This window comes from Pseudomonas sp. 11/12A, assembly GCF_000800055.1.
In the GTDB taxonomy this organism is placed as follows: Bacteria; Pseudomonadota; Gammaproteobacteria; order Pseudomonadales; family Pseudomonadaceae; genus Aquipseudomonas; species Aquipseudomonas mohnii.
In genome coordinates this window covers 2,883,059-2,905,453 of sequence record NZ_JUGV01000001.1, presented here as the reverse complement: position 1 = coordinate 2,905,453, position 22,395 = coordinate 2,883,059, and the positions used below count along the sequence as shown (strand labels likewise).

Sequence of the window (22,395 nt, the reverse complement as noted above, 5' to 3'; positions counted from 1 at the left end):
TCAATGAGCCGTCCGGTTTTCCTGACTGCGCCGCCATGCCGCTGGCGGCGACCCGAACTCTCGCCTGAATGCCCGACTGAACGCCGTATCCGTCTGGTACCCCACTTCTTCGGCAATCCGCAGCAGAGAACTGTTACTGCTGCGCAACAGGTTGGCGGCCAGCAACATCCGCCATTGCGTCAGGTATTGCATCGGCGAAACCCCGACCAGTTGCTGGAAGCGTTGGGCGAGTACCGATCTTGATGTGCCGGCGGTTCGAGCCAGCTCTTCCAGGGTCCAGCAGTGACAGGGTTTGTCGTGCAGCGCGTTGAGGGCGGCGCCGACGATCCGGTCGCTCACGCCGGCCAGCCAACCGGTTCGGCCCTTGCCCTGTTCGTGCATGTACAGACGCAGTACCTCGATGAATAACACCTCGGCCAGTTTCGCCAGCACACCTTCGCCGCCCGGCCTGGGGGAGCGGGCTTCGGCCAGGGCGTAATGCACCGAAGACTCCAGCCAGATACCGGCCGCCGAGCCGCGTACATTGACTCGCACCACGGGCGGCAACCCCGTCAGCAACATCCTCGCCAACCGCGTGTCGCACGCCAGATAGCCGCACACCAGGCGCGTGGTCGCGCCGCCACCGCCATAGCTCAACTGCCGGGGCCGGCGCGACAGGACCGCATCCAGACGCGCGCCGCTGGCCGGAATCAGGCCTGGTGCGGAGCACATGCGATGGGCGTCGCCTTGCGGGAACACGACGACATCGCCCGCCGTCAGCCGTAGCGGCGGGTCGTTGCCCAGTTCGACGTAACACTCGCCTTCGGTGATCAAGTGAAAGATCACCACTCGTTCGGCGTTTGGCTCCAGGAACGGCGCGGCGCTGTCGGCGCTCGGTGACTGGTAGCACCAGGGCGCGGTGAACCGGGCGTTGATGAAAATCGCGCCGACCAGGCGCACGACACGCAGGGTCTGTGACAGGGCATCCATGAGGGTTTTCCCATGCCGATCGTGGGTCAGAAGCTGATTGTGAGCCTGTCGCGGCCCAGCATGAAACCTCCGGACGATCGGACAGTCTTGGCCGACGATCGGGCAGGACGCCGCCTTTGCCCGGCGCGATAGTGGTCACGCAGGGCCCGCCGGCCTTGTCATCCATAACAAGAATGAGAGGTTGCCATGCCTAAGTTCGTCATAGAACGCGAGATTCAAGGCGCTGGGACACTGTCACAAAGGGATTTGAAAGCCGCTTCGCAAAAGTCCTGCCGGGCGTTGCGCGAGTTGCCGCAGGTGCAGTGGCTCCAGAGCTATGTCACCGGTGACAAGCTCTATTGCGTGTACATCGCGCCGAGCGAAGAGCAGATCATGGAGCACGCCAGGCTGAGTGGTTTCCCGGCCAATCGCATCTCTGAAGTCACCCACATCATCGATCCCACCACGGCGGAATAAGCCGGGTTGCGTTCCAAACCGCAACGGAGCGTAATTCATGAGTACACCCATTGATCTTGTTGCCCTGAAAAACCGTCAAATGGCTGCCTGGGCCAGTGGCGACTACGCCGTGATCGGCACCACCCTGCAAATCGTCGGCGAACAACTGGCCGAAGCCTGTGACCTGCTGTGCGATGAGCAAGTGCTCGACGTGGCCGCCGGCAACGGTAATGCCACGCTGGCGGCGGCGCGTCGCGGCTGCAGGGTCCGCTCGACGGACTATGTCGCCGCATTGCTTGAACGCGGTGAAGACCGGGTCAGGGCGGAGCGCCTGAATGACAATGTCGTCTTTCAAGTGGCCGACGCTGAAGCGTTGCCCTTCGAGGACGCCAGTTTTGACGCGGTGCTTTCGACCTTTGGCGTGATGTTTGCGCCGGACCAGCCCAAGGCTGCCGCGGAACTGGCGCGGGTCTGTCGGCCGGGAGGCCGGATCGGCCTCGCCAACTGGACACCGGAAGGCTTCGTCGGCCAAATGTTCAAAACGCTGGGTAAACACCTGCCTCCACCGCCCGGCGCGTTGCCGCCGTCGCAGTGGGGCACCGAAGCCTGGCTGCGCGCGCACTTCGACGAGCGCGACTTCCTTGTCCAGGTCACGCGCCGGATCTTCAATTTCCGCTATCGCTCGGCGGCGCATTTCATCGACACCTTCCGGGCGTGGTATGGGCCGATGCACAAGGCCTTTGCCGCGCTGCCACCCGACGGCGCCCAGGCCCTGGAACAAGACCTGATCGAGCTGATCAACCGGTCGAACCGGGCAGGGGAAAAGTCGCTGGTGGTGCCGGGTGAGTATCTGGAGGTGGTGATGACAAGGCGTTAAGTCGACAAGGCATCACCCCCTGTGGGAGCAAGCTCGCTCCCACAGGCAATTTGTGCTGATGTCGGGCGGGTTAAACCACTTCGGCCCCCCTTGCCACCAGCAACTCGCGCAGCACTGAGCGATGACAATGGGCTTCGTCCTCGCAGTAACAGCCGACGGCCAGCGAGGTGTGATGGGAGAGGGCGGCCAGCAGATCGAGCAACTGGCTGGGCACCGGATGGTTCATCTCGGCCTTGAACTTGCGTTTGAAGGCGTGCCAGGCCTTCTCGTCTTCGGCGGACTTGGCTTCGTGCACCAGTTCTTGGCTCGGAGACAGCAACGGCTGCCAGACATCATAGAAATCCCGACTGGCGAACTCGGCCTTGGGTACGCCGCGGGGTGGGCGGCGCACGGTGCCCAGGCGCAGGCCTTCTTCGGGTTGGCGCGGGGCGCCGAGCCGCACGATGTGGATGGGCATGGCGCTACTTGAGCCGTGAGCCGTCGAACCACTCCAGCGCCGTGCGCCACAAGCAGATCCCCAGAAAATACGCCGACATCAGCAGCCAAAGCCCCATGACCATCGGATTGATCAACGGATGGTTGATCACCAGCGACAAACTGCATAGCAACCAGATAGCCGTCACGGCGATATTGACCGGCATGAAGCGGCGCACGCGGAACGGATGCAGGAACTTCATGCGGGTCAGGGTCAGCAGCGCCAGGCCGATCACGGTGAGGAAGGTCACCCACGGCGACGGCGCGATGATGTACAGGCACAGGGCAACCACGTTCCAGGCGGCAGGGAAGCCCTGGAAGTAGTTGTCCTTGCTTTTCATGTTGACGTTGCAGAAGCAGAACAGCGATGACACCAGGATCAGCGACACGGTCAGCAGCAAGGTGTAGTCCGGCAGTGGAATGTAGCGGTAGATGAACAGCGCCGGGATGAAGACATAGGTCAGGTAGTCGATCACCAGGTCGAGGATCGAGCCGTCGAAACTGGGCAGCACTGACTGCACATTGACCTTGCGTGCCAGCGCTCCGTCGAGGCCGTCGACGATCAGGGCCACGCCCAGCCACAGCAGGCAACTGGTCGGCTGGTTATCGAGCAGGGCGAGGGTCGCGAGGAAGGCAGTGACGACGCCAGTGGCGGTAAAACCATGGGCACCCCATGCTTTGAGCCTGGCGATGTGTAGTGTCGATATCACGGGGGCGTTCTCCAGAAAGTGAAGCAAGCCAGTCATCACCCTTATCTGGCGGGCGGCGGCAAACCGGGTCGGGTTGCAGGTATCGACCGGGTATCCGGGAATAAGGTTCACCACTCATGAATCTTAGCTGCGCCGTAAAAAATACTGCAGATAAATCTACGGCCGCGAGTGGGGGACGTGTCAGCCAAACGGTGGTGGCGCAATCGGGTGCGAGGGCTATTGTTGCCTGACTGGATCACTCTCATCGATGAGGACGCCGTCATGAACACCAGCGATCTGCTCGAACAATTATTGCGGGCCGGCCAGGGCTCTATGTCGCAACGGGGCGCGGGTGGGGCGTCGGCCCAAGGTGGGCTCGGTGACCTCGGCGGGTTGCTCGGCGGCCTGCTGGGGGGCGGTGGCGGTGCTGCCGGTGCTGGCGGTGGCCCGGGCGGCTTGGGTGGTTTGCTCGGTGGCTTGCTCGGTGGTGGGTCGCCAAGGGGTGGCACGGCCCCCTCGCGCTCCGGTGGCGGCACCAACTACGCCGCCCTCGCTTCCCTGGGAATGATGGCATTTCAGGCCTATCAAGCCTGGCAACGCAGCCAGGCCGCCGCGCCGCAACAGGCACCCCGCACCGTGGACCTGTTGGCCGGCCCGGAAGTCGAGGCGCACAGTCACGCCATTCTTCGAGCATTAATCGCGGCAGCCAAGGCTGACGGGCGGATCGACGATGCTGAAAAACAGATGATCAGCACCGAAGTCGGCCGTCACACCGACGACCCGCAACTGCAGCAGTGGCTTGATGCCGAAGTCGCCAAACCGCTCGACGCCAGCGAAGTGGCCCAGTGGGCCACCGACCCCGGCATGGCGGCGGAAATGTACCTGGCCAGCGTCATGCTGGTGGACGATCAACAGGACGCCGAGCGCAATTATCTGGATGAGTTGGCGGCCGCCCTGAACATCGCCCCCGAATTGCAGGTGCATCTGGAACAGCAGGCCAAGGGCGGGGCGGCCTGAAGATCAGGTTGTTTGCCTGCACGCCATCGTCGGAATGCCGCCCGGAGCCCACTCGCTCCCACAGTTTGATCTGCGGTGAACAGACGATCCGTAGCCGTTGCGAAATCCCTGTGGGAGCGGGCTTGTCCGCGAAGAACGATAACGCGGTCAGCCCGCTGAAGTGGCACCCGGCTTCGGCAGCAGAAAGGTAACGCCAAAGCGCTCGGCCACTTCAAAGATCCGTGGCAGGTCCTCGGGCACCTTGAAGCGGTCCATTGCGGCAAAGAACTGCCCGCCGCGCGGGTCGGACACTACGCCGATGATCTTTGCGGTGGGGCTGATGTTCTTGTACGCATGGACCGAGCCGCCGGGGATATGCACATAGCCACCGGGCGAGATAGTCGTGGCCTTGCCCTCCACCGTCACTTCAACCTGGCCATCGATGACCAGGAATGCTTCATCCCACGGATGAAAGTGCGGGGGCGGGCCGCCACCTTTCACACCCTCCTGGATATGCACTTCAAAGGGTTTACTCAGGTCCCCGCCAGCGAGAATGGTGATCGTCTCGCCAACGACATTGACCGGCGCTGGAACATTCCCGGCGTCGATGACGTGAACCGTGCGCATGATTGCTCTCCCAGAGTGAGTCAACACCGGTTGAGTATAAGCACTGGATCGCGGCGACCGCCCTGGCTGTGCGGGCCGTCTGTCCGGGCGTTTTCAATGCCGATGGAATTTTCGTTCGCATGGCTCGCTCTGCTGAGGGAGGGACGAGCAATCGCGTCCTGTAGCGAGCAGCAGGTGAGCCATGAACAAGGACCTGGATGACTACAACCGCAGTCGCGATATGTCGGCAACGCCGGAGCCGGTCGCGGTCAACCGTTCGGGCGGAAAAAACGCCAAGGCCAAAGCGATCAAGAAACCGGCCACCCCGGCACGCAAGGAAAAGCCCGGGCCACTGACCGGCGCACGCAAAGCCAGGTTACCGGAGCTGATCAAGCCGGAACTGGCGACGCTGGTAGAAAAGGCCCCGGATGGCCAGTGGCGTTATGAGGTCAAGTTCGACGGTTACCGGATCATGGCCCGCATCGACCACGACGAGGTCAAACTCTTCACGCGCAACGGCCACGACTGGACCCACAAGCTGCCCGGACAGGCCGAGGCATTGGCCGCCCTGCACCTGGAATCGGCATGGCTCGACGGCGAGATGGTGGTCGTGGACGAGGAGGGCGTACCGGACTTCCAGGCCCTGCAAAATGCCTTCGAGGCCGGTCGCAGCGGCCACATCGTCTACTACCTGTTCGACCTGCCGTACCTCAACGGCGTGGACCTGCGCGAAGTGCCAGTGGAAGAACGCCGGGCTGCGCTGGCGACAGTGCTCAAGGCCAGTGATCACCCCTTGCTGCGTTTCTCCGACGGCTTTGAAGAAGAACCGCAGGCGTTGCTCAACAGCGCCTGTCAGATGCGCATGGAGGGTTTGATCGGCAAGCGGCTGGGGTCGCCTTACGTGTCCCGGCGCAGCAGCGACTGGGTCAAGCTCAAGTGCAAGCAGCGGCAGGAATTCGTCATCGTCGGCTTTACTGATCCCAAGGGTTCGCGCAGTGCATTTGGCGCATTGCTGTTGGGCTTGCATGACCGTGACAGCGGTGAGCTGCGCTACGCTGGCAAGGTCGGCACCGGATTTAACGAGGCGACACTCGCCAGCCTCCACGACCAGCTCAAACCCTTGCAGACGAAAAAACCGGCGGTGGTCAATCCGCCCGACGGTGTCGAGTTCAAGACGGTGCACTGGCTCAAGCCCCGGCTACTCGCGGAAGTGGCCTTTGCCGAAATCACCCGGGACGGCTCGGTACGCCATGCCGTGTTCCATGGCCTGCGTGACGACAAGCCTGCCAAAGGCATCACCGAGGAGCGAGCGATGACCGTGAAAACTGCCCCTGGAAAAAAAAGCAGCACTGCCAAACCCACCGCCGCGCCAAAGAACGCCGACCCCGCGCCCTCACACATCGGCCTGGACAAGGGCAAGGTCCGTATCACCCACCCGGACCGGATCATCGATGCCAGCAGTGGCAGCACCAAGATGCAACTGGCGCAATATTACGCCACCGTTGCCGAGTGGATTTTGCCCGAGCTCAAGGACCGCCCGGTGGCGCTGGTGCGGGCCCCGGACGGGATTGCCGGCGAATTGTTCTTCCAGAAAAACGCCGAGCACCTGGCCATTCCCGGCATCACTACCCTGGACCAGAAACTCACCGGCCAGCCGATGATGGTCATCAACAGCGCCGAAGCGCTGATTGGCGCGGTGCAGATGAGTACGGTGGAACTGCACACCTGGAACGCCACATCAGACAATCTCGACAAACCCGACCGCTTCGTCCTCGACCTCGACCCGGATCCGGCATTGCCGTGGAAGCGCATGATCGAGGCGACCCAGTTGACCCTTTCGGTGCTCGATGAACTGGGGCTCAAGGCGTTTCTCAAGACCAGCGGAGGCAAGGGCATTCACCTGGTGGTGCCGCTGACCCGCAAGCTGGGCTGGGATGAGGTCAAGGACTTCAGCCACGCGATTGTCAGCCACATGGCCAAACTGCTGCCGGAGCGTTTTTCCGCCGTGTCGGGGCCGAAGAATCGGGTCGGGCGGATTTTCATCGATTACATGCGCAATGGTCTGGGCGCGACCACCATCTGCGCCTATGCCGCGCGTACCCGCGAAGGCTTGCCGGTGTCGGTGCCGATCTTTCGTGAAGAGGTCGAGTCGCTCAAGGGCGGCAACCAGTGGAACATTCATAACGTGCATGAACGCCTGGCGGAGGTCGGCAATGAGCCTTGGGCGGATCTGAAGAAAACCAGGCAGTCGATCACCGCCGACATGCGTCGGCGGGTCGGCATGAAGCAGTAATCAGTACGCTTGAGGTTTGTTGATGAAGGCCTGGAAGTCGGCACCCAGCTTGTCGATGGCCGCTTTGAAATCCTTGGCGGTGATCTTCTGGCTATCATTCTCCAGGGTGCTGCCAAACACTTTGCGCACAACCCGGCCCACGGTCTGGTTGCTTTTCGCGTCGATGAACTCGGCCTCAATAAACAGGGTGGTGTCCTGGTCCCGATGGCCGGTCGCGGCGCTGACACCACCGACGACGGCGGCAACCGGAACGATTTCATACCACTTCATGCCTTCGTTTTCAGCGTTCACCCCGGTGATCGCCGCGCGCATGATCAACAGTTTCGAGCCCTTGGGTGCGGAGGCCGGCGTGGTGACCACGCGGTATTTCTGCCCCAGCGTGCTCTTGGCCGTGTTGGTCATGTAGTTCTGGATATCGTTGAGCGTCTGCTGGTTCACCCGCTCGTTGGGCTTGGGCGTCGGATAAAGCTCCAGCTTGTTGAACGCTACCGTGTCGTAGGCATTGGGGTTCCACGACGGGCTCACCCAACGCATCGCCGTACCACCGCTGGGCGTTTGTACTTCTTGCAGGTTGTCGTAACTGGACAGGTAACCGGAGTACTGCGTTTTCTCGGTGACTTTCGAGGTGCAACCGCTGAGCAGCAGGCCGGTCAGCGCGACGCCGATAAGCAAGTTTCGGGACAGGTTCATAATGCTGTGTGCTCCTTGGATAAAGTCGTTTTTTTTCGTCAGCAGAAATCAGAAACGCCAGGTCATGTTTCCGGTCACCGCTTGAATCCAGGCATTGTCGAATTGACCGGAAATTCGATCGCCTGACACGGTTTTGCTCTGGTCCACCGGCATGTCACCCAGCCAGACCATCGCCCAACTCACGTTAACGTCGGTGTCCTTGTTAAGAGCATAGGTGGCTCCTGTCGCAAGACGCCAGGATTCGGCCATCGGCACGGTTACCGTGCGATTGCTGTCCGAAACGGCACTGCTGTCGTACGCCACGCCGACGTTCCACAACAGCTGTCGGGTGGCCTGGTACTGCGCGCCGAGGGAGAGGTGCCAGGTGTCCTTGTAGTTGGCGTCGATCGTGGTTGATTGCGCGTTGTTCGCCGTAGTGTCGACCTGTACCCCGACCTGGCCGAACTCCGACCAGTCCTGCCAGTTGACCGAGGCCAGCAAGGCCCACTGCCGGTCGAGTTGCTGGAACAGGCTCAGGGTGACGGTTTGTGGCACCGTCATGTCGAGTTGGGTATTGGCGTTGTCCAGCCGTCGCAGTAACGGACCGTCGCCCTTGACGTCCAGCTTGTCTTCGAAATTCAGATCAACCTTGCTGGTGTAGGTCAGGCCGAGGCGGGTGCCGGGTTGCGGGGCGTAGATCACCCCGACGTTGGCGCCAAAGCCCCAATCGTTGTCTCTGTACTTGAATTGGCCGTCGCTGCGGTCGGTCAGGCCGAAAGGCGAGCGGTCGATGGCGGTGTCGGCTTTGAGCATGCCGTACATGGCTTTCACGCCGATGCCGACTGACCATTGGTCGTTGAAGCGGTAGGCCACGCTCGGCACCATCGACACACCGAGCACGCTGGCGTTTTGCGCGAAGTAGCGCCCGGACCAGTTGTTGTCGTAATTTTCCGCCAGCCCGAAGTCGCCGTACTGACCGAAGCCGACGCTCCAGTGATCGTCGAGTTGATGGGTGACGAAAAAGCTGCCGCCGGGGATTGGGTCGAGGGCATTGCCGCTGCCGCTGCCCGGGACATTGGTGTTGGAATCGCGATCGAAGCTCAGGTCGCCATAGAGCACCTGCAGGCCGGCGGTGATTTGCGTGCCAGGCAGGTAGCTCATGCCCGCCGGGTTGCTGGCAATCGTCGAAGGGCCCTGGGCCCTGGCGGCGGCACCGGCATTGGCCAGGCCGGTGTTATCGGTGCCGATTTCGTAGAGCATGAGGCCGCCGGCTTCGGCTTGCTGGCAGCACAACGCAAGTAAGGCAAAGGCGGGCAGGGCGGAGGTCTTTATCTGCATACGAATTCCTTATTGCGTCGATAAACATCCGTCAGAGACGCGGGTGGCCAGCCTCGGCCACCCGTGAATTCACTCGTTACTTGGCCATCTCCGCCCGAGCGGCTGCGATCTTGGCCTTGACCGAATCGAGGTTGAAGCTCGCGCCTTTTTGCATCGGCGGGAACTCGATCGCGGTTTCAGCCAGTTTGGCCACCTGTTGTTGCACGAACACGAAACGCCAGAACTGGAACTTGAACCAGTCGAAGTACTGTTGCGAGCCCTGTGCCGACTGGTTTTCCGGCCAACCCATGCGCTCGAACGGGTCGAGTCGCAGATTGGTCAGGAACGGTACGTCGACTGGAACTTTAGCGCCCATCCAGCCACCTGGCTGGTCGATGAAGCGATATTTGTAGTCATCAATGCGCACCGCGCCCAGCGCACTTTCGCCGAAATAGAAGATTTCGTGACGGTTCGACGGACCCTTGCCGGTGATCATCGAGGTCTGGTCGTAGCCGTCCAGGTGCACTTTGTAGGTGGTATCGCCCAGTTGTTTGCCCTTGAGCAGTTCAGCCGTGATGTTCGGGTTGCCTGCCGCCGCGACCAGGGTCGGGAACCAGTCCAGGCCGGACATGATGCCATTGGCTATCTGATTGGCCGGCACCTTGCCAGGCCAGCGAATGATGGCCGGCACCCGGAACCCGCCTTCCATGACGGTGCCCTTGCCCATGGCAAACGGGGTCGTGCCGCCGTCTGGCCAGGTAAAGTTTTCCGCGCCGTTGTCCGTGGTGAACACCACGATGGTGTTGTCATCCATGCCGTCTTTTTTCAGCTTGGCCATGACGTCGCCGACGATGTCGTCGAGCTGGGCCATGCCAGCCTCCTGTTCCGACCAGCCGTTTTGCGCGTTACGCATGGCTTCGTATTTGTCGGACAGGTGCGTGACGATGTGCATGCGGGTCGGGTTGAGCCAGACGAAGAACGGTTTGTTGTCCTGTTTTGCCTTGTCGATGAAGGAAAAGGCCTTGTCGCGAATCTCCTCGTCGATGGTTTTCATGCGTTCCGGATAGAGCGTGCCGGCGTCTTCGATTTTCTGTTTGCCGACCTTGCCCCAGCGCGGCATGACGGTCGTATCGTCGGTGGTGGTGGCCCAGCTGTGGACCATGTTGCGTGGGCCCACTGTGGCGAGCAGTTCCTGCGGATAGTTGGGGTGCGCCGGGTCTTCCATGGCGTCGAGGTGGTAGAGGTAGCCGAAGAACTCGTCAAAACCGTGCACGGTGGGCAGGAACTCGTTCAAGTCGCCCAGGTGGTTCTTGCCAAACTGGCCGGTGGAATAACCCATGGCCTTGAGCGTGGTGGCGATGGTCACGGCTTCAGCGGGAATGCCGATGGGCGATCCGGCCTGGCCCACGGTGGTCATGCCGGTGCGGATCGGCAGTTCGCCGGTGATGAAGTTGGCGCGCCCGGCCGTACAACTGGCTTCGGCGTAGTAGTCGGTAAAACGCATGCCCTCATTGGCGAGTTGGTCGAGGTTAGGCGTGCGCCCGGCCATCATGCCCTGGTTATAGACACCGATATTGGACCAGCCAATATCGTCACCCATGATGACCACAATGTTGGGCGCCGATTTATCGGCGGCTTGTGCCATGACGGGTAGAGCCATAGCCGTCAGCAGTATCGGCAGAGCAAACAACGAGGAAAATGGTGTCCGGTTCATGTCGAGATCCTGTGTACTGGTGTGAGTACCTTTGAGCGGTCCCCCGATCACTCTGAAATGGGATCCCCCGCGGATGAGCGTAGGTATGAATTGCGAAATATCCAGTAATAAAAAGTGGTTGTTTCAGGAGGCTTACACCGTATTGAAATCGAGTACGTCAGGTTTCCGGGCAGTGCAAACGAGGATTTTTTTCATTTGAGTTCTCAGTCTCGCGCACAGGCGTGGCGGCGAGCAGGGCCCGCCGCCCGGATGGCGCTTCTATTTGCCGACAGTGGCGGCCAGCAGCGGCGCCATCTGTTCATCGGTCAATGCCGCGTGGACTTCCATGCTCATGAGGTCGTTCCAGTCCAGCACCCATTGCTGAATTGGCACCACGTCACTGGCATCGGCAATGCCAAAACCGGCCGAACCGCCCACCGCATGCCAGCGTCCCTTCATGGTGACGCCCGCGGGTGGAGCGCCGCCGGTCTTGAGAAAGCGCTCGATGACGGCATTGCGGTTGTCGGGGCTGATCGACCAACTGACTATGAATAACATCGGCCACCTCCTGTTGCGCATTGGCACCGGTTTGCCGGAGTGGACCTGGTTGGCGCCGGGACCGGGTCGCACTGATGGTTTGCAGTTCCGTCCTGGCTGGTGTGCAGCAAGATCTCCCATGTGAAGGCATAGCAGCGGGCAGCGTTGCGCGTACGACCGCTGATCCTGTTCCGGGGATTATTCAAGGGCAGGGCTGAACGCCTGTATCACCAGCGAAACATGGGCAGCGGACGCAGCGGGGAACGGAGGAATTGGCGGGCAGAGCGCTTGATCAGCATCCCGTGAAAACCGTGATCGGGAAAGGTCGATTGCACGGTCTTGATGAACGCTCGTGGCAGGCCGAAACGGACCCGGCCGAGGGATACATCGATCAGGTCGGCCTGGCGGAAAGGCTCGACTGTTGTCGCATGCGTTGCCCGATAGGGGCGTACCTTGTGGTGCTCGAGAATCAATGCACTCACTTGCTCTTTCAGGTCTGATCGTTGCCGGGTGTCCAGGTAGTGGTTGGCGAGACCTATCGAAGGCGGCAGGTAATCGAGGGTGTTATCGGTCCAGAGGCCCAGGTCGTGAAACGCCGCCGCGATCTGCACCGCGTCGCACGGCAGGCCTTGAATGCCGCTGACCGCGCAATAGAAATTCAACACCCGATAGACGTGATTGCGATAGCCCTTCAAGTCGGTGCCGATCACCAGCGCGAAGTCGGTGAGTATTTCGTCGGTGATGGGAAATTCGAGAACGGGGTTCATCATGCGTCCCGCAAAAGGTCGTTGGCGTTGAGCAGCTCGTAGGCGATTTCCGGGCGTTTTTCCATGGCACGACGAATCGCCGCCGGGATCGAGGCGCGGGTCTTGCGACACAGTCCCGGCAGTTCGCCCACCTGGATGCCGATACCGCGCATGGTCCGCACTTCGTTGAAACCCGGGGCGATGTCCACGCGAATACCCAGTTGCTCGAACATTCGCCTTTTCATGTGCTCCAGGTCGGTCAGGCTCTGCAAGTTTTCCAGGCGGTCGATCAGGCGTTTTTCTTCGGCTCGGGTCAGAAACAGGATGCGCACGTCCGCTCCCGGTGTTTCCAGCAACGGGTCGCGCCCGCAGTCACAGACACCGGGTGGGCAGGGTTGGCGGATTGGTGCAGAGGTCGTCATGGGGCTCAATCATAGAGCGACGGGGTCGGATTTGCCCATAGGGTTGTAGGGGGGGGCTCTCGCGTGGGTGAAAGACGCGTCAACTGATCCATCTCGCCGACGTTGTCCGGCCCGTCTGGGTGCCCGCGCGGTGCATTGCAAAAAAGGCATTATGCTGGCCCCCAAGTGCTTCGCCTGTCGCCAGAATCGCTGGATTTTCAGGTGGTTAGGTGGAGTGTAAATGCGCAATATTCGGATCGCGCTGATTTCGTTCGGCATTGCAGGTCTTGCAATGTCTGCCCAGGCCAGGGAGCTGATGCCCAATGATCGCTACATGTGCAGTTGGGGGGCGGGGACGGCGGCAAGAGCCCAGGAGCTCAAGTTGGCGGGGGTTTCACTGTATGCGGCGCGGCAGAAAATCCACTCGTACAAGTTTTCCAAGTCGTGGATGCGCATGATGGCCATGGGCATTACCGAGCAAACCTACGACAGTCCTACCCGGTTCAAACCCGAGGCGGTGCGCCAGAGTTTTTACAACGACTGCGTGAAGTACAAGCTGGCGCGTAAATGACGGGGGAGGTGGCTTCTGTCGGATCGGGCGTCGGGTTTTCCAGTGCGGTCTATATTGAAGGACCGGCTTCGTAGCAGGTCTGTATCGACCCCAGAATAGCGATAAACCCGTGGCGAGGAAGCAAGCTCCCTCGCCACAGGTCGGTATGAATGACGGGTATCAGGCCGCAAGGCCGTTTTTCTGATTCACCTGACGGTGCATAAACCACATTTCAATCAGGAGATCATCATGACCCAGCTCGACAAAGTACTGTACACCGCCAAGACCCACACCACGGGTGGTCGCGACGGCGCCTCCCGCAGCTCCGACGGCATTCTGGATATCAAGCTGTCGTCTCCGGGCGCGGCGGGCGGTGGCACCAACCCCGAGCAATTGTTTGCCGCCGGCTGGTCAGCCTGTTTCATTGGCGCGATGGGCGTGGCGGCCAAGGAGCTGAAGGTTGCACTGCCCAAGGACGTGGCCGTCGATACCGAAGTCGACCTGGGCACCAATGAAGGTGGCTACCTGCTTCAGGCGCGGCTGAATGTCAGCCTGCCGGGGCTGGATCGCGAGACCGCGCAGAAACTCGTGGACACCGGGCACAAGTACTGCCCGTATTCAAAAGCCACGCGCAACAACATCAACGTTACGGTCAAGCTTGTCTGAGGTGAATAAGAGCCCCACAAACAACGGCGCCCCCTTTGGCTGAGGGGGCGCCGTTGTTTGATGCGCGTATGGCGCGCTAGACCACCGCGCCGAACAAACGCCCCACCAGGGCGGTCACCCCCATGGCCAGAGCGCCCCAAAAGGTCACTCGCCAGGCGCCGATCAGGACCCTGGCACCGCCAGCCCTGGCGGCAATGGCCCCCAAGGCGGCGAGAAACACCAGCGACATGAGCGCTATCCATAAGCCCACGCTGTGCTCCGGCGCGACAAAGGTCACGGCCAGCGGCAAGGCGGCACCCGATACGAAGCTGGCGGCCGAGGCCAGGGCTGCCTGCACGGGTTTGGCGGTCAGGGTCTCGCTGATGCCCAGTTCGTCTCGGGCGTGGGAGCCCAACGCGTCATGGGCCATCAATTGGTCGGCGACTTGATGGGCCAGTGCCGGTGAGACACCCCGATGCATGTAAATGTTGGCGAGTTCGATGTGCTCGGCTTTCGGGTCGCTGGCCAGTTCTGCCCGTTCGCGCGACAGGTCTGCCTGTTCGGTATCGGCCTGGGAGTGCACGGAGATGTATTCACCCGCAGCCATGGACATGGCACCGGCCATCAATCCCGCCATCCCGGTCACCAGCAGGGTGGAATGGCTGGCGCTGGCGGCCGCGACGCCGATCAGCAGGCTGGCGGTGGAGACAATCCCGTCGTTGGCCCCCAGCACGGCGGCACGAAGCCAGCCAATTCGATCACTTCGGTGAGACTCGGTATGCCTGTGCATGAATTTCATCGTAGGGTGGACTCACTGTCAGGAGATGGATCAATGCAGGCGGCAGGAGCTTCGACCCGCCGCTTCAGCGCGTTTCAATCTGCGCCTGCCGTTTGCCGCCGACAATCGATATTTCCTTGAACTGCTCACCGTCGCGCAACACGAACAAGGCATCCATCCCGCGTTCTTGAGCGAGTCGCGGACCTTCGATTTCACCCAGCACCATCAGCGCCGTGGCCCAGGCATCGGCAAGCATGCAGTTGGCGGCGATCACGGTGACGGCGGCAAGCGGGTTGCACAGCGGGGCTCCGGTTGCCGGATTCATGGTATGCGCATAAGACTGACCTGCCACATCGACCCAGTGCCGATAGTCGCCCGAGGTGGCGATGGCCGCGTCGCCAAGCTCCATCACCCCCATCACTTCGCGCACGCCCCGGTTGGGTTTTTCAAGCGCCACGACCCATGACTGGCCCCCGGGTTTGACACCCCGGGCGCGCATCTCGCCATCGATGCCCACCAGATAGTGGGTGATACCCCAGCCCTCCAGGCAACGGGCCAGTTCATCGACGCCGAAGCCTTTGGCGATGCCGTTCAAATCCAGGGTCAGCGGTGCGCGTTTGCGCACTTGATTGCGTTGCGGGTCAACCACCAGCGCCGCACTGGCCGAGGTGCGCACAGACGGCACCGGCGTATCGAGGCGCTGTTGCTTGACGTTCGGCTCGCCGGGGCCGAATCCCCAGGCTTGCACCAGATCACCGACGGCGATATCGAAGGCGCCCCCCGATTGCTCTGCAATTCGCAGTGCCGTGGACAGCACCGTGGCCAGCTCCTTGGGCACGGATACCCATTGCTGTTCGGGTGCGGCATTGAGGCGATTGAGGTCGGAGTCCGGCTTCCAGGTGGACATTTGCTGGTCCACCCGGCTGACGGCGCGTGCAAGGCTGTGATGGATGGCCTCGGTCGACAAATCCGGCTCTGCATAGAACAGGGCGGTGTAACGGCTGCCCATGGTCTCGCCGTTGAGGCTGTAGCGTTGCAATTCAGTAGACGTCTTCAAGGTAGCGTCCTTGTGCCTTGAGCGTCAGCACGCTCAGGTTGAGGGGGGCCAATACTTCATCCAGGGCGTGCATCACGCCTTTGGCCATCTCGCGACTGCCACACACCAGGACCTGGGCGCCTGTTTCAATCAGGCGACGCAAGGCCAGCGCATCGCTGATCAGCCGGTCTTGCACGTAGCTGCGATCCTGAACCTGAGAGAACGCCGCCCGCAGTCGGGTGAGGCGACGGTCCGCCAGGTAGCTGTTGAGCTCCGGCTCGTAGAGAAAGTCCGACGCCGGATGGCGCCCGCCCCAGTACAGATGCATCGGATGGCGGGCCTTGTTGTTGCGGATAAAACCGGCCAATGGCCCGATACCGGTGCCGGCACCGATCAGGATCACCGGTTGTTTGCCCGAGGCTGGCCGGAAATGCGGATTGGGCTGGATGAAGGCTTGGATCGGTGCGCCTTCGGGCAGCTCATGGAGGAAGCCGGAGCAGACACCGCTCGGGTGTTTGCGTACACAGATTTCCAGCATGCCGTCGTCCGAGTTGCTGGCCAGGGAATAGAACCGTGGCTCGGCACTGCCTGGCGGTACGATGCCCACCAGGTCGCCGGCCTCGAAGCACGGCAGGTCGCCCACGGCCTTGAAGCGCAGAACGTGGGTCGGTGCGTTGACCTGTTGCCCGTAGGCGATGCGTTCCACCAGTTCCAATTGATGGGTGCGCGGCCGGTCGGGGATGTGGTTGAGCGACAGCTCCTGGCCCATGGCAGCCCCCAGTTTCTGGCCCCAACGGCTGAACTCCTGGGAGGACTGACGGTTGATGGTCTCCAGCGCCAGCAACGGTGTGCCGCCGGCCTGCAGCATCGCCGCTTCAACCTGATGAGCGAACTGACAGAACCGGGCAAATTGGCGATCACCGAAACCCAGTACCGCAAACGGCTGGCCAGGCTTGAGGCCGTTCTTGGCCAGGCGCGCCAGAAACTGCGAGGCCGAAGACGGCGCGTCGCCATCGCCGTGGGTCGCGGTCAGGATGAACACTTGTCGGGCATGTCCCAGGTTGTTCGCATAACTGTTCATCGGCGCGCTGTGCACGGTGTGTCCGGCGGCGTGCAAGGTGTCGTGCAGGGTCTTGGCAAAGCCCCAGGTACTGTTGCTTTCGCTGCCGACCAGAATCACGCTGTCGGCCGAATGGGCGGGGCTGTTGTGGCGGATGTTCGGGCCGGCCTTGCGGCGGCGCCACCACAATAGAATCCCGGTAACGCTCATTAAAGGCACGCTCAGGGCGCAAATCCCGAGTAACAGGCCCAGCCACCAGAGGCCCTGCCCGGTGTGCAATTGGTAAATCAATTCGTAGAGCGCACGCGTCGAGTCATGGGCTTGATAGGACAGCAGAGCGCCGTTGCCTTGATCGACATAACCGTCGCCCTTGGCCGTGCGCAGGGAATACACATCCCGCGGGTTGCCAGGGCTGGGGTAGACCAGTTCGCGCAGGTCATTGAAGTCGACGTTGCGCAAGGCCGGCAGGTTGGCCACCGGCATGGCCGGCCCGGCGCTGACATGGGCGGGGAACGCCGGTTCAATCGCGCTGCCATCCGGAATCAATTCGAAGGTGGTGGCGCACAGAAACGTCCCGCTCAGCGCCGAGAGCATCAGGCCCACGAGCACCAGACGCCCGACTTCGGCATGCCAGCGCTGACTGAAGTTGCCACGAATGGGCCGCAACAGGTTACGCCAGCCGCCCAGGCGTCGGGCCAGCAACAGCGCCCCGGACACCGACAGCATCAACATGAACAATGCGCCCGCACCGGCCACGCCGTGCCCCGGCGTACCGAGGAATAGCGAGCGGTGCAGGTCTTTCATCCAGCGTGAAAAGGCGGAAGGCTGGTAGGGCGCAAGGCCCTGGCCGGTCAGGGGATCGACCGTTTCGGCACCGGCCTGACCGTTCTGGTTGTAGTAGACGATCACGGTCCCGGACGCGCTGCGTTGAATCTGCTCCACGCCGGAGAAGTGGCTGGCAACGCGTCCGGCCAGTTGGCCGACGTTGAGTTGACCGATGGCGACCGGCGCCTGATGCAGACGTTCCAGGGCCGGGTCGACCGACAGCATGGCGCCGCTCAAGGCCAGAATCATGACCAACAGGGCGGCGATCAGGCCGGGTAGCGAATGGAGCTGGCGAAGCATGTTCAGCCTCCGGATCGGGCAGGTGCTACAGATCGTAGGTAAAGGACTCGACGTAGGTGCTGCCGGCTGCCGGCTTGCCGGCGCCTTTGGAGGTCAGCGGGACACTGACATCGGCGCGAACGTCACGTTTGTCTTCGACGGCGCTGTCAATTCGGATCTGGTAACCGGCATCGATCAACGTATCCGCCAGTTCAACGCTGACTTTGAGCGTGCGTCCGCTGCCGACGCTGGCACCGCTGACGCCGTCAAACTCGCTCGGGTTCATCCCGCTACCGCGGGCCCAATCGCCCAAGTGCTTGTAGTACTTGGCCTTTTTGCCGGCGACCCAGAGGGTTTTCTGGTATTGGCCATTGCCATCGGTGACGTAAATCGCCAGGTAGGCGCCATTACCGCTGTAGTCCTTGAGTTGAGTGGTCAGGGTGACTTCCCGGGCCTGGGCGAGGCCCGGCAGGGCAATGGCGCCGGCGAGGCATGTAGCTGCAATGATCTTTTTCATGGGAATGTCCTTTTGATCGTCAGGTCGAGAGCCTGAACCTGCTTGCTGACAGCAACCTGAAACCCGGGAATAAATGCTCGGCAGGTCGTCATTCGGTAACGGGGTGAGCGAGGTAATCCCCGGCATCGCCGTCGTCCTTGAAGCGGATCTCCAGCTTGCGCAGATGCAGGGATGCCGGTGAGTAACTGGCTTCGATCGCGTTGCCCTTGCGATCCAGGCCGCGGATTTCGTAACAGCCGTCGTCGACCTTGATGCGCTGCACGCTCCAGCCAAATTGCTGCTGAACCTGCTGGCGCAACGTTTCGCGCGGCTGCCAGTCGGAGACCGGGTCGCTGCAGTCTTCGTCGGCCACCGCATAACCACTGAGCGAAAGACTCAGCAGCACGGCACTGGCAATAAAACCTGATTTCATGATCTGTCTCCTGCCGTTGGCGGCGTCTGTGGCATACCCTAAAGCACAATCCTGACAACCAGCTGAATCTTCAGATTCGCGTCAGGTGCGGCGATTAAGGTGCTATACGTCAACCATCACAGGAGGTGCCAGATGCGGGTTTTATTGGTCGAGGATGCACCGGGGCTGGGGGATGCGGTGCGCGAGCAGATCGCCGACGATGGCCATGCCGTGGATTGGGTGCAGCGCCTTGAGCACGCGCGCAACAGTGTGCGCACCACGCCTTATGACTTGATCCTGCTGGACCTGATGCTGCCCGACGGCCGTGGGCTGGATTTTTTGCGCCAGCAGCGCGCGGCCGGGGATGTGACCCCCGTGATCATCCTGACCGCCCAGGATCAGATCTCCGACCGCATCGCCGGTCTCAATGCCGGGGCCGATGACTATCTGGTCAAGCCGTTCGACCTGTTCGAGCTGTCCGCCCGCGTGGCGGCGGTGGCCCGGCGCTACAGCGGCAACCCCAACCCGCAAATCAAACTGGGCGAGCTGCAGGTCGACATCAGTGCGCGCACGGTGCAGCGAGCAGGCGTGACCGTGGACCTGACGGCGCGTGAATGGGCATTGTTCGAGGCCTTCGTCCAGCGGCCCAGCGCGTTGTTGTCCAAGTCGCAACTCGAAGAGCGGCTCTACGCCTTTGGCGCTGAAATCGAGAGCAATACCATCGAGGTCTACATCAGCCGGCTGCGCAAGAAACTTGGGCGTGACCTGATTGAAACCGTGCGCGGCATGGGTTATCGGCTGATGTCCGCATGAAGTCTTCAAGCCTGCAGAAGCGCCTGGGCATCGGACTGACATTGGGCATGACCCTGCTCTGGCTGGGGGCGACGGTTGGCACCTGGCTGGTGGTGCAGCATGAGTTGAACGAGGCGTTCGACAGCGCGCTGGAAGAAACCGCGCAACGCATCCTGCCGTTGGCCGTGCTGGAAATCAGCAACCGTGAAGAGCCCCGCGATGCACAGCATGTCGCCCCGCTGAAAACCCACAAGGAATACCTGACGTACCTGGTCCGTGATGGCAAGGGGCAGATCCTGATGCAGTCCCACGACGCCAACCCGGACATCTTCAGCAAGCAACCGGCGGAAGGTTTCACGACGACGGAAAAATACCGTTTGTACGGGGCCAGTGCGTTGCGCGAGACGGTGTATATCGAGATCGCCGAACCCTTGGGCCATCGTCGTGAAGCGGCACGGGAAGCCTTGTTTGCCCTGTTGCTGCCGTTATTGGCACTGATCCCCATCAGCCTCTTGGGCATCTGGTTGTTTGTGCGCATCAGCCTGCGCAGTGTGATGGCCTATCGGCGGGCCGTGGAGGCTCGGGGTGTCGGCGATCTGTCGCCGATCAAGGTGGCGCGCCTGCCGGCGGAAATCGATCCGCTGGCCGAAGCGGTCAATCATTTGCTGGAGCGTTTTCGCAAGGCCCTGGAGGCCGAGCGCAGCTTTACCGCCAACAGTGCCCATGAACTGCGCACGCCACTGGCGGCGACGCTCGCGCAGATTCAGCGCTTGCGCCACGAAGCGCCAGAAGGCCCCCTGCGGGCGCGGGCGGCGAAGATCGAAAACTCGTTGCGCGAATTGGCGCGGCTGTCGGAAAAACTCATGCAGCTGGCCAAGGCCGAGGGCGGCGGGCTGTTGTCTGAAACGCCGCAGGATCTGATTCCGCTGCTGGCCCATGTGGTCGATGAGTGGAACCACAGCAGCGGAGGCAGGGTCGAGTTACGGCTTCCAGCAGAGGCCAGCGTGTATGCGGCCATCGACCCGGATGCCTTCGGCGTCCTGTTGCGCAATTTGATCGAGAACGCACTGAAGTACGGCGCGGCCGATCAGCCGGTCGAAGTGAGTTTGTCCGAGTCGGCGCTGCTGCGGGTGATCAATGGTGGCCCGGCCGTGCCGGAACCGGTATTGCAGCGCTTGACCGAGCGATTTGTGCGGGGCAACAGCGAGGCCAGCGGTTCAGGGTTGGGGCTGGCGATTGCCAGGACCATTGTCGAAGGGGTCAACGCAAGAATGGTGCTGGTCTCGCCTGCGACGGGCCGGTTGGATGGTTTTGAAGTGTGCGTCTGGTTACCCGTGGTGGCGCCGCTCGAAGGTTGAGCGGAATGCGGGTGTTTGAGTGCCGGACTCTACCTCTGTGCGGCGGCGCATTATGCGCAATCTGACAACAGTGTATGTCCGCAAGGCAGCTATTTAGGGGAGTGGTAAACACTTAGCATCGTCTCTACCCGCTGAACCAAGGGCGTAGATGGCCCTTGGTTCGCGAGGTCCAAACAAACATACCTTGAACGAGACGGTGAACATCATGAACTTGGCAAAAGTTGCGATTTTTATGGCCCTTGGCAGCCTCGGCGCGCCGGCCTTTGCGGGTCAAACCCCGGCAACGGCCACACCTGTTGAACCCTACACCTACTCGACGCCACTCGACATTCACAAGGTCATTGCCGTGACCGATATCCCGAATGACTGTGGCCCGGTACCGGCGCAAATGACCTACGAAGACTCCAGCGGTCAACGCCACGTGCTGCAGTATCAAGTGATGGGCGCTGGATGCTCGAACGGTTGAGTGCGGTGCAGACGATGGAGGGTCGACACTCCATTGCGGCGGCACTAGCCAAACCGATGTTCTGATTGGCTGACGATTTTTTCATCGGCTGCCAACAAGTTTGGGATGTGGTGTTTAAGAAACTCCACCCAGGTCTTTATTTTCGCGTCCACGTATTTTCGTGACGGGTAGATGGCAAACAAACTCAACGCTTCAAAGTGATAGTCCGACAGTACGCGCACCAGCGTGCCGGCCCTGAGTCCGGCGACGGCGGAGGCTATAGGCTGAACACCGATCCCCATTCCGGTGGTGAGGGCGACAGTCATGGCATCGGCGGTGTTGACGTGAAAGGACGACTCGGGCGTATTGATCGTCTCCATGCCTTCAGGCCCCTCGAATACCCAGTTTTCAACCGGCATGACCGTGTTGACGATTCTCAGACAATCATGAGCATGAAGCGCACCCGGCGAGTCGGGCGTTCCGCGTTTGTTCAGGTAGGCCGGCGACGCGCAGAGAATGCTGTAAGTCGTGCCAAGCCGCTGAGCCACAAACCCCGAATCGGGCAGCTCCCGCGCCAGCACAATCGACATGTCATAGCCTTCTTCGATCATGTCCGGCAGTCGATTGGTCAGTGTCAGATCGAACAATACCGAAGGATGAATTTCCCTGTAGCGGGCGATCGCGTCGATTACGTAATGATTGCCGATGGCTGACATCGCGTGAATTTTCAGCCTGCCCTTGGGATCGAATTGCGCGATGCCGGCTTCCTCTTCGGCTTCACGGATCTCTTCGAGGATTTTCTCGCAGCGCTGCAAATAGCGTATCCCGGCTTCGGTCAACGCCAGGCGGCGGGTCGTGCGGTTGATCAGGCGCGTGTGCAGCCTGGCCTCCAGGCTGGAAACCGCTTTGGAAACGTTAGTCGTGGTGGTGTCCAACAGCAGCGCCGCCGCCGTAAAGCTGCCGCTCTGGGCGACGGCCGTAAAGAAGCGCATGGTCTGGAGAACATCCATCGTTTTC

At 61.4% G+C, this 22,395-nt stretch carries 25 protein-coding genes; 9 read left to right on the top strand and 16 right to left on the bottom strand.

Translation table 11 applies throughout. The annotated features are described in order from the left end of the window. Positions 1–969 (bottom strand): AraC family transcriptional regulator, encoded by a 969-nt coding sequence (locus GQ39_RS13350; RefSeq protein ID WP_047530524.1) that lies wholly within the window; start codon positions 967–969, stop codon positions 1–3. Between the two features lie 186 nt (positions 970–1,155). On the opposite strand from GQ39_RS13350, the gene GQ39_RS13345 reads away from it, so the two are divergent. Both GQ39_RS13345 and GQ39_RS13340 read left to right on the top strand, forming a co-directional pair. Continuing rightward, the gene (locus GQ39_RS13345; RefSeq protein ID WP_047530521.1) at positions 1,156–1,425 is read left to right on the top strand and encodes a DUF4242 domain-containing protein; all 270 of its coding nucleotides are present in this window, start codon (positions 1,156–1,158) and stop codon (positions 1,423–1,425) included. 37 nt (positions 1,426–1,462) lie between these two features. Next, positions 1,463–2,281 carry a class I SAM-dependent methyltransferase gene (locus GQ39_RS13340; RefSeq protein ID WP_047530518.1) on the top strand — a complete coding sequence of 273 codons (819 nt, stop codon included), beginning with the start codon at positions 1,463–1,465 and terminating at the stop codon, positions 2,279–2,281. Between the two features lie 70 nt (positions 2,282–2,351). Here the strand turns inward: GQ39_RS13340 and GQ39_RS13335 are convergent, their stop codons facing one another. Both GQ39_RS13335 and pcsA read right to left on the bottom strand, forming a co-directional pair. Further along, entirely contained in the window at positions 2,352–2,738 is a 387-nt protein-coding gene (locus GQ39_RS13335) for a DUF488 domain-containing protein (protein WP_047530517.1), read from the bottom strand. Between the two features lie 4 nt (positions 2,739–2,742). Beyond that, positions 2,743–3,465 (bottom strand): phosphatidylcholine synthase, encoded by a 723-nt coding sequence (pcsA, locus tag GQ39_RS13330; protein ID WP_047538859.1) that lies wholly within the window; start codon positions 3,463–3,465, stop codon positions 2,743–2,745. 261 nt (positions 3,466–3,726) lie between these two features. Here pcsA and GQ39_RS13325 point away from each other — a divergent pair, with 261 nt between their 5' ends. Next, entirely contained in the window at positions 3,727–4,461 is a 735-nt protein-coding gene (locus GQ39_RS13325) for a tellurite resistance TerB family protein (protein WP_047530515.1), read from the top strand. A gap of 147 nt (positions 4,462–4,608) precedes the next feature. Here the strand turns inward: GQ39_RS13325 and GQ39_RS13320 are convergent, their stop codons facing one another. Further along, a complete protein-coding gene (locus GQ39_RS13320) occupies positions 4,609–5,067 on the bottom strand; it encodes a cupin domain-containing protein (protein ID WP_047530513.1) in 459 nt (152 codons plus the stop codon). 181 nt (positions 5,068–5,248) lie between these two features. On the opposite strand from GQ39_RS13320, the gene ligD reads away from it, so the two are divergent. After that, positions 5,249–7,339 (top strand): DNA ligase D, encoded by a 2,091-nt coding sequence (gene ligD / locus GQ39_RS13315; RefSeq protein ID WP_081997908.1) that lies wholly within the window; start codon positions 5,249–5,251, stop codon positions 7,337–7,339. On the opposite strand, the gene GQ39_RS13310 is transcribed toward ligD, so the two are convergent. From GQ39_RS13310 to GQ39_RS13285, 6 genes are all read right to left on the bottom strand, one after another. Beyond that, positions 7,340–8,029: a DUF3313 domain-containing protein gene (locus GQ39_RS13310; RefSeq protein ID WP_047530510.1), complete on the bottom strand. Its 690-nt coding sequence runs from the start codon at positions 8,027–8,029 to the stop codon at positions 7,340–7,342. 48 nt (positions 8,030–8,077) lie between these two features. Beyond that, positions 8,078–9,346, bottom strand: coding sequence for an OmpP1/FadL family transporter (locus GQ39_RS13305; RefSeq protein WP_047530508.1), 1,269 nt, complete (start codon positions 9,344–9,346; stop codon positions 8,078–8,080). A 76-nt stretch (positions 9,347–9,422) separates the two neighbouring features. Then, positions 9,423–11,039: an arylsulfatase gene (locus GQ39_RS13300; protein ID WP_047530507.1), complete on the bottom strand. Its 1,617-nt coding sequence runs from the start codon at positions 11,037–11,039 to the stop codon at positions 9,423–9,425. A 258-nt stretch (positions 11,040–11,297) separates the two neighbouring features. Then, on the bottom strand, positions 11,298–11,576 hold the full coding sequence (locus tag GQ39_RS13295; protein ID WP_047530505.1) for a DUF3303 domain-containing protein: 279 nt from the start codon (positions 11,574–11,576) through the stop codon (positions 11,298–11,300). Positions 11,577–11,782: 206 nt separating this feature from the next. Then, complete coding sequence (locus GQ39_RS13290) at positions 11,783–12,322, bottom strand: hypothetical protein (protein ID WP_047530503.1); 540 nt, start codon at positions 12,320–12,322, stop codon at positions 11,783–11,785. After that, entirely contained in the window at positions 12,322–12,723 is a 402-nt protein-coding gene (locus GQ39_RS13285) for a hypothetical protein (RefSeq protein ID WP_047530500.1), read from the bottom strand. Before GQ39_RS13285 ends, GQ39_RS13290 begins: the two co-directional genes overlap by 1 nt. A gap of 220 nt (positions 12,724–12,943) precedes the next feature. On the opposite strand from GQ39_RS13285, the gene GQ39_RS13280 reads away from it, so the two are divergent. Continuing rightward, positions 12,944–13,273, top strand: a complete 330-nt coding sequence (locus GQ39_RS13280; protein ID WP_047530498.1) for a hypothetical protein — start codon at positions 12,944–12,946, stop codon at positions 13,271–13,273. Between the two features lie 228 nt (positions 13,274–13,501). Beyond that, positions 13,502–13,918, top strand: coding sequence for an organic hydroperoxide resistance protein (locus GQ39_RS13275; protein WP_047530496.1), 417 nt, complete (start codon positions 13,502–13,504; stop codon positions 13,916–13,918). A 76-nt stretch (positions 13,919–13,994) separates the two neighbouring features. Here GQ39_RS13275 and GQ39_RS13270 read toward each other — a convergent pair whose 3' ends face one another. The 5 genes from GQ39_RS13270 to GQ39_RS13250 form a co-directional block, all read right to left on the bottom strand. Continuing rightward, a complete protein-coding gene (locus GQ39_RS13270) occupies positions 13,995–14,696 on the bottom strand; it encodes a VIT1/CCC1 transporter family protein (protein ID WP_047530493.1) in 702 nt (233 codons plus the stop codon). 64 nt (positions 14,697–14,760) lie between these two features. Continuing rightward, positions 14,761–15,732 (bottom strand): FAD:protein FMN transferase, encoded by a 972-nt coding sequence (locus GQ39_RS13265; RefSeq protein ID WP_047530491.1) that lies wholly within the window; start codon positions 15,730–15,732, stop codon positions 14,761–14,763. Continuing rightward, on the bottom strand, positions 15,716–17,896 hold the full coding sequence (locus tag GQ39_RS13260; protein WP_047530488.1) for a PepSY domain-containing protein: 2,181 nt from the start codon (positions 17,894–17,896) through the stop codon (positions 15,716–15,718). The genes GQ39_RS13265 and GQ39_RS13260 overlap by 17 nt, the downstream gene beginning before the upstream one ends. Positions 17,897–17,921: 25 nt before the next feature. Further along, entirely contained in the window at positions 17,922–18,392 is a 471-nt protein-coding gene (locus GQ39_RS13255) for a DUF2271 domain-containing protein (protein WP_047530486.1), read from the bottom strand. Between the two features lie 88 nt (positions 18,393–18,480). Then, positions 18,481–18,804 (bottom strand): PepSY domain-containing protein, encoded by a 324-nt coding sequence (locus GQ39_RS13250; RefSeq protein ID WP_047530483.1) that lies wholly within the window; start codon positions 18,802–18,804, stop codon positions 18,481–18,483. A 132-nt stretch (positions 18,805–18,936) separates the two neighbouring features. Between GQ39_RS13250 and GQ39_RS13245 the strand changes: the two genes are divergently transcribed. The 3 genes from GQ39_RS13245 (at position 18,937) to GQ39_RS13235 (ending at position 21,399) form a co-directional block, all read left to right on the top strand. Beyond that, positions 18,937–19,596, top strand: a complete 660-nt coding sequence (locus GQ39_RS13245) for a response regulator transcription factor (protein ID WP_047530480.1) — start codon at positions 18,937–18,939, stop codon at positions 19,594–19,596. Continuing rightward, complete coding sequence (locus GQ39_RS13240; RefSeq protein WP_047530477.1) at positions 19,593–20,933, top strand: ATP-binding protein; 1,341 nt, start codon at positions 19,593–19,595, stop codon at positions 20,931–20,933. The genes GQ39_RS13245 and GQ39_RS13240 overlap by 4 nt, the downstream gene beginning before the upstream one ends. A gap of 205 nt (positions 20,934–21,138) precedes the next feature. Beyond that, positions 21,139–21,399, top strand: coding sequence for a DUF2790 domain-containing protein (locus GQ39_RS13235; protein ID WP_047538854.1), 261 nt, complete (start codon positions 21,139–21,141; stop codon positions 21,397–21,399). A gap of 44 nt (positions 21,400–21,443) precedes the next feature. Here GQ39_RS13235 and GQ39_RS13230 read toward each other — a convergent pair whose 3' ends face one another. Then, a complete protein-coding gene (locus GQ39_RS13230) occupies positions 21,444–22,388 on the bottom strand; it encodes a LysR family transcriptional regulator (protein ID WP_047530474.1) in 945 nt (314 codons plus the stop codon). Positions 22,389–22,395 lie beyond the last annotated feature (7 nt).